9 protein-coding genes are annotated in these 11,905 nt (G+C 51.2%); 2 read left to right on the top strand and 7 right to left on the bottom strand.

What is annotated here, in order from left to right; genetic code table 11:
* Positions 1-141: 141 nt before the first annotated feature.
* The 6 genes from ybgE to mngA form a co-directional block, all read right to left on the bottom strand.
* Positions 142-432 carry a cyd operon protein YbgE gene (ybgE, locus tag LCD46_06130; GenBank protein UOY71894.1) on the bottom strand — a complete coding sequence of 97 codons (291 nt, stop codon included), beginning with the start codon at positions 430-432 and terminating at the stop codon, positions 142-144.
* Positions 432-545 carry a cytochrome bd-I oxidase subunit CydX gene (gene cydX, locus LCD46_06125; protein ID UOY71893.1) on the bottom strand — a complete coding sequence of 38 codons (114 nt, stop codon included), beginning with the start codon at positions 543-545 and terminating at the stop codon, positions 432-434. The genes ybgE and cydX overlap by 1 nt, the downstream gene beginning before the upstream one ends.
* Positions 546-559: 14 nt before the next feature.
* Entirely contained in the window at positions 560-1,699 is a 1,140-nt protein-coding gene (gene cydB, locus LCD46_06120) for a cytochrome d ubiquinol oxidase subunit II (protein UOY71892.1), read from the bottom strand.
* A 15-nt stretch (positions 1,700-1,714) separates the two neighbouring features.
* Positions 1,715-3,283, bottom strand: a complete 1,569-nt coding sequence (gene cydA / locus LCD46_06115) for a cytochrome ubiquinol oxidase subunit I (GenBank protein ID UOY71891.1) — start codon at positions 3,281-3,283, stop codon at positions 1,715-1,717.
* Positions 3,284-3,957: 674 nt separating this feature from the next.
* Entirely contained in the window at positions 3,958-6,591 is a 2,634-nt protein-coding gene (gene mngB, locus LCD46_06110; protein ID UOY71890.1) for a mannosylglycerate hydrolase, read from the bottom strand.
* 22 nt (positions 6,592-6,613) lie between these two features.
* The gene (gene mngA / locus LCD46_06105) at positions 6,614-8,530 is read right to left on the bottom strand and encodes a PTS 2-O-a-mannosyl-D-glycerate transporter subunit IIABC (GenBank protein UOY71889.1); all 1,917 of its coding nucleotides are present in this window, start codon (positions 8,528-8,530) and stop codon (positions 6,614-6,616) included.
* A gap of 171 nt (positions 8,531-8,701) precedes the next feature.
* Here mngA and LCD46_06100 point away from each other — a divergent pair, with 171 nt between their 5' ends.
* A complete protein-coding gene (locus tag LCD46_06100) occupies positions 8,702-9,418 on the top strand; it encodes a GntR family transcriptional regulator (GenBank protein UOY71888.1) in 717 nt (238 codons plus the stop codon).
* A gap of 58 nt (positions 9,419-9,476) precedes the next feature.
* Here LCD46_06100 and LCD46_06095 read toward each other — a convergent pair whose 3' ends face one another.
* The gene (locus LCD46_06095; protein UOY71887.1) at positions 9,477-10,232 is read right to left on the bottom strand and encodes an oligogalacturonate-specific porin KdgM family protein; all 756 of its coding nucleotides are present in this window, start codon (positions 10,230-10,232) and stop codon (positions 9,477-9,479) included.
* Positions 10,233-10,648: 416 nt separating this feature from the next.
* Here LCD46_06095 and LCD46_06090 point away from each other — a divergent pair, with 416 nt between their 5' ends.
* A complete protein-coding gene (locus tag LCD46_06090; GenBank protein UOY71886.1) occupies positions 10,649-11,905 on the top strand; it encodes an MFS transporter in 1,257 nt (418 codons plus the stop codon).

Raw genomic sequence — 11,905 nt, 5'->3', positions numbered from 1 at the left:
CCCGGTAATGCAATAAAAGTTAACTCTTTTAAACTTCGCTACTATACGCGCGGGAAAGGTGGTTTGGAATGGGAGAAAGTAAACGGAGAGTAAATTTTTATGGGCTCGGGTAAGCCCATATCGTTAACGGACATTTCTTATTCAGAAGAAGAAGAAAATCAATCCAGCAAGCAGAACGAGATCGGCAATCAGCGGACAGAAGATGCCCTGCCAGTGAACAGCTTTCGGACGAAAGCCCACGCCGTGAATCACACCTGCGCACACCGCCCACATAATGAGGAAACCGTGCCAGATTTCAAGCTCACTGGTTTTCGCTGCAAAGCGCGAAGGGTCCCAGAAAATACAACCTGCCAGCAGTAATGCCATCACTAAAGAAAGCGCCCGTAACGGGCGCTTATCCATTACCGCATATAACCTTGCGATAATGTTCATTAGTGTTTTTCTTCACCCGCTTTAGTCGCTTCAACGTGCTCAAGCGCCAGGGCAGTGATGACACCAAAAGCACAGGCAAGAAGCGTCCCTAAAATCCATGCGAAATACCACATATTCAGCTCCTTACTTAGTACATAGAGTGGGTGTTGCTTTCGATATGTTCTTTAGTAATACGTCCGAACATTTTCCAGTAACACCAGATGGTGTAGGCCAGAACAATCGGCACGAATACGCAAGCAACATAGGTCATTAAGTTCAGCGTCATATGGCTGGAAGTCGCATCCCACATGGTCAAGCTAGCATTCAGCATGGTGCTGGATGGCATGACGAATGGGAACATTGCAATACCTGCAGTCAGGATGATGCACGCCAGGGTCAGTGAAGAGAACACAAACGCCAGGGCACCTTTTTCCAGACGAGACGTCAGAACCGTCAGCAGCGGCAGCAGCACGCCCAGAGCCGGGATAGCCCACAGTGCAGGCGTCGTGTTGAAGTTCACCAGCCATGCACCGGCCTGACGCGCCACTTCTTTGGTCAGCGGGTTAGACGGTGCAGTATGGTTAATGGCAGATGTCACCACGTAACCATCAATACCGTATACTACCCACACACCAGCCAGTGCGAAGCAGACCAGCGTGACCAGCGCAGCAACCTGAGCCGTCGCGCGAGAACGCAGGTGCAATTCACCGACAGTACGCATCTGCAGATAGGTTGCCCCCTGAGTGATGATCATCGCTACGCTCACCACACCTGCCAGCAGACCAAACGGATTCAGCAGCTGGAAGAAGTTACCGGTGTAGTAAAGACGCATGTATTCGTCCAGGTGGAACGGTACGCCCTGCAACAGGTTACCGAACGCCACGCCGATCACCAGCGGTGGAACGAAGCTACCAATGAAGATGCCCCAGTCCCACATGTTGCGCCAGCGGGTGTCTTCAATCTTGGAACGGTAGTCGAAACCAACCGGACGGAAGAATAAAGATGCCAGCACCAGAATCATCGCCACATAGAAACCGGAGAACGCAGCCGCGTAGACCATCGGCCAGGCAGCGAACAGCGCGCCGCCTGCGGTGATCAGCCACACCTGGTTACCGTCCCAGTGCGGGGCGATGGAGTTGATCATGATTCGACGCTCGGTGTCATTACGACCGAGGAAACGGGTGAGCATCCCCACCCCCATGTCGAAACCATCCGTGACAGCGAAACCGATCAGCAGAACGCCGATCAACAGCCACCAGATAAAACGCAATACTTCATAATCGATCATTTGATGACTCCTGTCTTAGCGTGCCGGCTGAGTAGTCGCAGTGGACTGCTCGTAGTGATAGCGACCGGTTTTCAGGCTGCTTGGGCCAAGGCGCGCGAACTTGAACATCAGGAACAGTTCAGCCACCAGGAACAGGGTGTACAGACCACAAATCAGCAGCATGGAGAAGATCAGGTCGCCTGCTGTCAGGGAGGAGTTCGCTACCGCCGTTGGCAGCACCTCACCAATCGCCCATGGCTGACGGCCATATTCTGCAACGAACCAACCGGACTCAATTGCGATCCACGGCAGTGGAATACCGTACAGCGCGGTACGCAGCAGCCATTTCTTCTCGCCGATGCGGTTGCGGATAACAGACCAGAAGGACGCCGCGATGATCAGCAGCATGATGATGCCGCAGCCCACCATGATACGGAATGCGAAGTACAGCGGTGCAACACGCGGAATGGAGTCTTTGGTTGCCATCTGGATCTGTGCTTCCGTCGCATCAGACACGTTCGGGGTATAGCGCTTCAGCAGCAAACCGTAACCCAGATCTTTCTTCACGTCGTTGAACTGGTCACGGACGGCCTGATCGGTCGAGCCAGCACGCAGCTGTTCCAGCAGCGCGTAAGCTTTCATACCGTTACGGATACGGCCTTCATGCTGCACCATCAGCTCTTTCAGACCCGTCACCTGTTTGTCAACAGAACGGGTGGCGATGATACCCAGCGCGTAAGGAATTTGAATGGCGAAGTGGTTTTGCTGCGCATCCTGATCCGGGATACCGAACAGGGTAAAGGCAGCAGGGGCCGGTTGCGTTTCCCACTCAGCTTCGATAGCAGCCAGTTTGGTTTTCTGCACGTCACCCATTTCGTAACCGGATTCATCACCCAGGACGATAACAGAGAGGATTGCAGCCATACCGAAACTTGCAGCGATAGCGAAAGAGCGCTTTGCAAATGCAAAGTCACGACCACGCAGCATGTAGTAAGAACTGATACCCAGGATAAACATCGCGCCGCACACATAGCCAGATGCCACGGTGTGAACGAATTTAACCTGCGCAACCGGGTTCAGGACCAGCTCGGCAAAGCTGACCATCTCCATACGCATAGTTTCGAAGTTGAAATCAGACGCGATTGGGTTTTGCATCCAGCCGTTCGCCACCAGGATCCACAGCGCGGACAGGTTCGAACCTAATGCCACCAGCCAGGTCACTGCCATGTGCTGGACTTTACCCAGACGGTCCCAACCGAAGAAGAACAGACCTACAAAGGTGGATTCGAGGAAGAAGGCCATCAAACCTTCAATGGCCAGCGGCGCACCGAAGATATCCCCTACATAGTGGGAATAGTAAGACCAGTTAGTCCCGAACTGGAACTCCATGGTCAGACCGGTTGCCACGCCCAGTGCGAAGTTGATACCAAACAACTTGCCCCAGAACTTGGTCATATCTTTATAAATCTGTTTGCCGGAGAGAACGTATACCGTTTCCATGATGGCCAGCAGGAACGCCATACCAAGCGTCAGTGGCACAAACAGGAAGTGGTACATCGCGGTCAAGGCAAACTGTAAGCGCGACAGTTCGACTATATCTAACATCATGACTCCTTGCTCATCGCATGAAGACTCCGAGAGTGAACCCCGTCAGAGAGAGATCCACACGCATGCCCCAATACAAATTATTCGCATCCCTGTCGTCGTTATTACCCTGAGGAAGGATAAAAACGATGACGTCAGGTTACAAATACGTTAATAAAAAACTCAAATTGATCCCGCAAATATAATACGCTGCAAAACCCTTACAATAAACAGGTTTTTATTGAATCACATTTACGTTTTTCGACGGTGATCAATTTATAGCAAAATTACCACTTTTCGGCCATTTTGATCGGGGACAATTTAGCGCTTTTCATCGTCTTTTTCCAAGGATTAAACTTTGATTTAAATCAAAAACAAACCTCAATGTTAACCATGTTTAATCATGGTAAGAATGGTGAAATTCTTGTTAATGACATGTGCATTCAAAAGTGTAATTGGTTATCGAAGACGGGAAAAATATGAACAGAAGTGATTTTAATTAACGCAGCGGAACAATGCCATTTCACAAAGAGGCAAACACTAAAGGATAGTCTTCCCTAATTATTTTTCCATTTTTCTTCTGCAATACCGCAAAATTACATTTAATTCACTTTTATTACCCCATAAGTTAACACCGCACCGTAACTATTTAGTGTAAAAGGCCACATTACCTGTGGCCTTTTCAGGCATCACCGCTATCGGTCGATAAGGAAGCTAAAAGTGCGCGACTCTCCGGGTCTAAACGCCCCTACAATGCCCTGCTCCTCTTCCCTGCCCGTTATCCGTTCATTCATATCCGTCTCGCAGCACCGTTTCACCGTCGGGTTCACGGATAACGTCGTGTCACATGCGCTGAACGCCGAGGGGTTGAACAGGCGAAGAATAAGCTCGTCCCGATCTTCCGCCTTCTTGAGGGCACTGAGCACGCATCCCGTGGGCGAAAGAGCTAACAGACTGTAACTTTCCGGCGTGGTAAACGACGAACAATTCAGTTTCATCGCATCCCAGGGAATTTTGTTGTAGCACTGCACGGGCGTTAACCACGATTTGGCCTGCTGCGCGACACCCGCGTTTTCCGGCGTTCCACTGAAACTGAACAGGCTAAAACGACAGGTTAACCGGCCGCGCACCTGAGAGTCAGGAACGGGCAGTTTGATACCCGACGGCCTGCCTGGCCGCAACAACAGATCCTCCTTGCCGAGTAATCCCACGCCGCGCAGTAGGGTCAAGGCAAAGGCTTTTTTGTTCTCACCCACTACCTCAAATTCGCGCAGACCCTCAGTGAACAGCGCAAGTCCGTTTCGCCTTTCCCGAAGAACGGCGTAGTTCAGTAGATTCCAGACGGGCACCGGCGCTTCTTTCCAGCCCTCTTCCTGCCAGTTTTCCATCGCCGGGTCCTGTACCGGGCGGGTGATCGAACCAAACTGCGTATCAGACAGCACCTCTTGCGTGGTAAATGGCGTAGGGATGAGCACCCGTACACGGTGATCATCTGCCTGATTATCCAGACGCACGTCAACATCAATGCGCCTGCTGTTGTGCGTGAGAGTGACTTCAAACGCTACGTCAAGAGACCCCTTTCGCTGACGCGCCGAACGCTCGGCCAGATTTGCCGGAACGGCGAGCCGATGATGGATTATCGCCCTGCTCCGCCAACCCTCATGCACCACCTCAACTTCGTGCTCGCCCTGTGCTGAAGTGAGTCTCCACTCTTCCCGAGAAGGCGAGTAGTCGTATTCATCGCCATCATCAGAGCTCTCTTCGATTTCCAGTACGCGGTCATAAATAAGCCCGGTTTCTTTGTCGCGCAGGCGCAGCGTACCGTCGTCATTTAAGTCAATCTGCCAGAAGGCGTTTTCAAGCAGGGATTCGGTGTTTTCCATCGGAGAGAGCACCTTCCCCGCCACGTTAGGTTCGATAAACAGCGTACGGTAGCCCATCGACGGCAGTATCTGGCTAAGCTGAATATCAAACTCCATAAACGGTTCGTAATTGCCATAATGGACAATCTGCCGGTCAATAAGACCCGGGTCGAGCTCGCACGCGCTGCGGATGAAATAAGGGATCTCATTGCCTTTCTCATCAAGCAGACGGAACTGGCTGGCGCGCAGACGTATCATAGTGTTCATCACCTCTTCACGCGGCCAGGGCATCAGGTTGAACATGACCAGCTTATCGGTATCACTTTGCGGCATGTTGTCGACAATCTTGCGCATATAGAAACGCGACAGGTTATCGGCCATGTCTTCGGCCAGTTCGAACCGGGAGACAATCTCTCGATGCACCTTGTCGCTGCAGCAGCAGCCGATGCTATCGTGAGCGTGGTTTTTGAGGATCTCTTTCCACATTTTTTCCAGTAAACCGTGGTGATAGTCGAAGCCCAGCGCCCAGGCGAGCGTCGCCAGCGGCTCAAGGATGTTGACGATTTTGTTCTCAATGCGCGCATGGGCGATTTTGATGTCCATGCGTGTCGAGCCGATTGTCCGGTGCACGCGCATGTATTTCCCGTCAATAAACTCCCCTTTCAGCGTCGCCAACTCCCCACGGCGTGCCTCAATATGTTCAAAGACGTCCTCAAACCGACTCATTACAAATTGACGCTGCGGATAGATTTCACGAAGCTTATCCATCACCGCAAAAATATTCTGCTGTAATGGCATCTGGTCGTGACCGTTAGGCAGCAAAATCTCTTTGGTGACGGAGGCGTTTTCCAGCACCTCAAAATAGCTGTCGAGCCGTTTTCGCAGCCCGGCTTCGTCCTCCGGTAAGTACTTACCAATCGCGTAGCCCAACGGCAGCACCTGTGTCGTCACTTCACTGCCGTCTGTACTCTGCCATAAAAACTCGGTTTTATCGGTTCCGTGACGTTCAGAACACCCACGCCAGAACAGGGCACGGGTGATGCCAAACCCGTTGTAGATATGCGGAAGTTGCCCGGACATACCAAACGAGTCCGGCAGATAACCGATTTTCATCGGCTCGCCGAACGCCATACAGTCGCGAATGCCGTACATCAGGTTACGGACAATCGACTCACCGCTGACAATCGTGGTATCGGTCTGGGTATACCACGGACCGATAATCAGCTTTCCACGCTCGACCAGCGCCTTCACCCGTGGCCGGTTTTCAGGCACCACGGCGAAGTAATCCTCCAGTACCGCCGTCTGTCCATCAAGGACATAATATTTATATTCGTCATCCTGTTCGAGGCGGGTCAGGATCTCTTCCATATTATTGACCAGAAGAATACGCGACTCCTCGGTGGTGAAGTACCACTCACGGTCCCAGTGCATATGCGGCGTAATATGAACGCGAGATACAGCTTTCATCTTCGTTTCCTGTTAGTGAGTTTTAAGGCGTAACGTCTTCTGTTATGTATTTGCCCTTTCTGACGGCCTGACGTCGCCAGAACAGCAAAACGAGCGTAGAGAGGGTGGTACCTGCCAATGCCGCAGCGAACCAGCCTGCCGCAGCGGCCACACCACCCAGCCCTGCGTCATGAAGTAAAAAGAGGGAGAAAATACCCGCCCCTGGCGTAGACAACCCGATCCCCATCGCACCCACTATTGCGCCCGTTGCCATCGATCCAAGCACAAACGAACCAATAACCCGGACAGGATCTTCAATCGCCATTGGGATCGCCCCTTCTGTGATACCCGCCAGCCCGAGAAGCCACGTTGATTTACCGGTTTCGATTTCAAACTGTTTGAAGAGGTGCGGGGCCAGCATCGTTGACGCCGTGACGGTAAAGGCCGATACCATTTTTACAGAGGCAAAAATGGCGTAAGGGCCATATACACCGTTGGTCATTGCCCCCAGACAGAATGCGTACGCTGCTTTATTGACAGGCCCGCCCAGATCGAACGAACACATAAAACCGAGGAGCGTACCGAGCAATAGCGCATTGGCGCCGGATAGACCGTTAAGCCAGGCCGTCAGAGAGTTGTTCAGCCATGCCACCGGCTCGCCAATCACAAACAGCATCAGGCTGCCCGCGCCCAGCACACCGAGAACCGGGTAGAGGTAATAGGTTAAGAAACCGTTGTAGCGATTATTGAGACGAATATGGTTCTTCACCCAACGCATCAGATAACCCGCAATCAAACCACCTGCAATCGCCCCCAAAAAACCTGAACCGATCATGTTGGCAGCAAGACCGGCAGCGAAGCCTGGAGCCAGCGCGGGTTTATCCGCAAGCGAGTACGCGGTGTAGGCTGCCAGCACAGGCACCATCAAAATGCCGAGCATGCCGCCGCCGAGTTTGCGGTACATCCACAGCCACGAATTTTCCTGATCGAACAGATGCTGCAGTCCAAAGATCTGCGCCAGTAACACTGCGACGGCCAGCACAGTGCCCCCGGCGACAATAAGCGGCACTGCAAAGGAGATCCCGCTGAGAAGCGCCTGCTTGAGTTCCGTTTTAACGCTCTTTCTCGCCTCAGTTTCTGTTTGCACAGGGCGCGCCACCGGTGAGGGCTGTAATGCGAGCGCGCGCTCAATCAACGCCTCAGCATGTCGCAGCGGTTCCGCGACAGGCACTGATAGCGAGGGAATCCCCTGAAAACGCTCACTTTCCTTGATAGCCACCTCTGTCGCAAAAATACAGGCGCGAGCCTCCTGCAGTTGCTCAGGGGTAAGGCGTCCTTCAATGCCGTTCGCCCCCTGTTTTTCAACCACCACGTTCACGCCGAGTTTGCGCCCGGCTTTTTCAAGGTACTCAGCAGCCATGTAGGTGTGCGCAATCCCGGCCGGACACGCCGTCACACAGACAACAGTGGGCGCATCTTCTGACGCGATAACGTCTTCATCCTGTGGCGCATCATTTAACGCGGCAAGCAGCGCTTCTGCCGTGGTTGCCGCCATCACCCGCGCCCGGAGGGCATCATCCGCCAGGCGAGACGTCAGCTCGGTTAACACCTGAATATGCGTTGAGCTCGCCTCAGCCGGGGGAATGGCGAGCAGGACAATCAGCTCGACGTTTTCCGGGCCATCAACGCCTTCCCAGGCCAGCGGCTCCCGTAATGTTGCCACCGCAAAAGCGGCGTCTTTCACTGCGCCAGATTTGCCATGCGGTACCGCCAGGCCTTCTCCCAGCGCGGTAGGGCCAAGTGATTCCCGATGAAAGACGTCGGTCAAAAATGTCTCGCCGTCCGCAATTTTGCCCAGTGCCACCAGCCGCTGAGTGAGCTGGCGTATTGCCTCATCACGGCTGGTATACCGCGCCAGCACGCAGACTGCGCTGGGGTGGGTCAGGGTCGTCAGGTCCATAAAGATCCTCACACTCAATGGTTATTGTTCGGGATCGAGTGTGGCAGACAAAATAATACATTTATGTGATCACTTTCACCTAAAAAACATTATTTGTATTTAATTTGTATTGTTTACAAATTTTAGTCTGAGGGCATAATTCCGTTAAAAGGTATTAGAAAGGCAGATGATATGGGCAACAAACCGATGTACCGACAGATAGCCGATGCGCTTCGCGAGCAAATCAACGCCGGTGAGTTAAAACCTGGTGATGCGTTACCAACGGAATCCAGTCTGCAGGACGCCTTTAGCGTGAGTCGGGTAACGGTGAGACAGGCGCTGAAACTGCTCACCGAAGAGCACATTATCGAGAGCATTCAGGGCAGCGGCTCCTACGTCAAAGAGGAGCGCGTTAATTACGACATTTATCAACTCACCGGATTTTACGAAAAACTGGCGGATCGAAATGTTGATACCCATAGCGACGTAAAAACATTCGAAGTGATCAAAGCGGATGAGAAACTCGCGGAAAAGCTGAACATTCGCCCTGATGACAACGTCTGGCATATCAAACGCGTGCGTTTTATTAAGCAAAAACCTGTGAATCTGGAAGAGACATGGATGCCGCTGGCGATGTTCGACGACCTCACCTGGGCCGTGATGGAAAACTCCAAATATCATTACATCGAACAGATTAAAAAGATGGTTATCGACCGCAGTGAGCAGGAGGTCATTCCCGTGATGCCCTCTGCCGAGGTCGTGAATGCACTGGGGATCGATGCGGCAAAACCTGTCCTCGAAAAAATCTCCCGCGGCTATCTCAGTGATGGACGCGTATTTGAATACAGCCGTAATACCTTCAAAAGTGATGACTACAAATTTACGCTAGTAGCGAAACGTAGACACTAAACGTACATGAATGACAAAAACCCGGTGCTAAACCGGGTTTTCAGGGTAATAATCGCGTTTAAAGCGTAAACGTCATACCAATGCGATAGCGCGACTCAGAGACATTATCCTCACCTTCGTAGTAGCCCTGCTGATCTAAATAGTCGTATTCAACATAGGGACTAAACCATTCGTTCCACTTATACCGCAGTGTAAATGCATTCTCAGTTGCCCAGGTTTTATTATTTTTATAGGTGTAATCCTCATTGGCATGCTTATATGCTGTGCCCTGATATAAGAAACTCCATTCGCGATTAAATTTATAACCCACAAAGATGTCGAGACGATTAACGCTGTCGCGATGTGACTCTCCCTCATCGTTAACAGTCTCATAAGTATTATAATCGTATCGGTAACGCAAACCGAGACTCCAGTCAGCTCCGGGTAGATAGTTGACCCTGATATAGGGACGAATCTGAGTGCCTTTACTGCTCCAGTGGTAAATCCCCCCGGGTTGTAGATTCCACTTATCGGCAAACCGCCAGGTATAATTAGTCTCTATCTCGTTATAGTCAGTTGTGCTGTCACCAAAAGAGTGAGCACTGTCGGACTTATCGGAACCATTTGTACCCTTTCCGTTATTTTTATTGTTTTTATTATCCATCTCCGCGCTTGCCCACCAGCCGTTAGCCCAGCTCTCACTGATCTTATACCGCGACTCATAGGAGTGGCTCCCGGTTTTATAGCCGCCCCGGACATCAAACGTTAGCGCATGGCTCGCCAGCGGCAGCCCGGCAGCGAAGAGAATCAGAAAACGTAATGGATTTTTTTGCATAACAGACCTTCATCCTTTTAAGAAAAGAAAACTCATTGCCATAAACAAATAAAATCAACAGCCATCAACCCGCAATTTTCGAGAATCATATTTATCTACAAATTAAAATCACGAACATTTTTTCATAAACAAGATCGTGATCGTAAAAATTATCAAAACATAGTTTTAATAATTGAAATTGTAAAATAAAAACCTCCCATGAATTATTCATCACATAAATTTAAGATTTATTTACTTATAAAACAGTTAATAAAAACAAACAGAATCCTCTTCCAATCACCTAAACCAAACAAAATGAAATATTGTTTCAAAACTGAGATCAAGATCATAAACACCTCCATCACCAGTCCATAAAATGAAATGAAACATTGTTTTATTTTAACCAAAGCTAATTATCAACGGACAAGGTGAATGTTGTGAAGATCAAAAAACTGCGCTGGTACATTATCTCACTCGTCATGTTAGGTACGATTATCAACTACTTAGCCAGGAGCACGCTCGGCGTCGCAGCACCAGAAATGATGAAAACGCTGAATCTCTCCAGCGAGCAATACTCATGGATTGTGTCGGTCTTTCCATTCACCTATGCCATCGGCGGGATCGCCTGCGGTTTTGTGATCGATAAATTCGGCTTGCGAGTCAGTTTTGCTGTACTGGCCGCGCTGTGGTCTTTGTGCAACATGCTGACGGCATTATTTAGCACATGGTTCCCCATTGCCGCATTGCGCGGGGGCCTGGGCCTGACCGAAGCCGCCTTCAACCCTGCGGGTATGAAAGTCACCGCCGAGTGGTTTCCGGCAAAGGAGCGCGGCTTAGCCTGCGGCGTTTACAGCCTCGGTACCTCCGTCGGTGCCATGCTGGCCCCGCCACTGGTTGTCTGGGCGATTGTTAACTACAACTGGGAAATGGCTTTTGTTGTCACCGGCGCCATCGGCGTTGTTTGGGCCATTCTGTGGGCGGTGTTTTATCGCTCCCCGGAGTCGCATCCTGCGCTGCTGAAAGAAGAGCACGAAGAGGTCATGGCCGATCAAATAGAAGTGGTTAAAGAGAAAGCCTCCCTGATGTCCATGATCAAGGATAAAAGCTTGTGGGCCATCTCCTTACCGCGTTTTATGGCCGATCCGGCATGGGGGACGCTGCACTACTGGATGCCGCTCTACCTGGTGACGGTGCGCCACATGAACATGAAAGAAATCGCCATGTTTGCCTGGCTCCCCTTCCTGACCGCTGACCTGGGTTGCCTGGCTGCGGGTTACATTTCGAAGTTTCTGAATAACCGCGGCGTGCATATTGTTAACGCCAAACGCATCACTTTTACGTTTGCCGCCCTGCTGATGCTGTCGATGGCTGGCGTTGGTTTCGTCAGTAATGTCTATGTGGCCATTGCGCTGTTCTGTATTGCCGGGTTCGCCCATCAGTGTCTGTCCGTAACGGTGATCAGCATGTCATCCGACCTGTTCCCAAGACAAAAAGTCGCCACCGCGACCGGTTTCGCCGCCTTCACCGGCAGCATGGGGAACTTCCTGTTCAGTATTTTCCTTGGCGCGATGGTCGCTGTTGTGGGTTACGACATCTTCTTTATCGGTCTGGGCGTCTTCGATTTGATTGGCGCCCTGTTCCTGTGGATGCTGATTAAGCTCCCTTCTGAAAAAGTCACACCGGTAATCGCCTGA

The sequence above is a fragment of the Enterobacter ludwigii genome (assembly GCA_023023105.1).
Classification (GTDB): Bacteria; Pseudomonadota; Gammaproteobacteria; order Enterobacterales; family Enterobacteriaceae; genus Enterobacter; species Enterobacter adelaidei.
The sequence above is the reverse complement of the archived record's forward strand: the minus strand, read 5'-3'. Positions and strand labels throughout refer to the sequence as shown.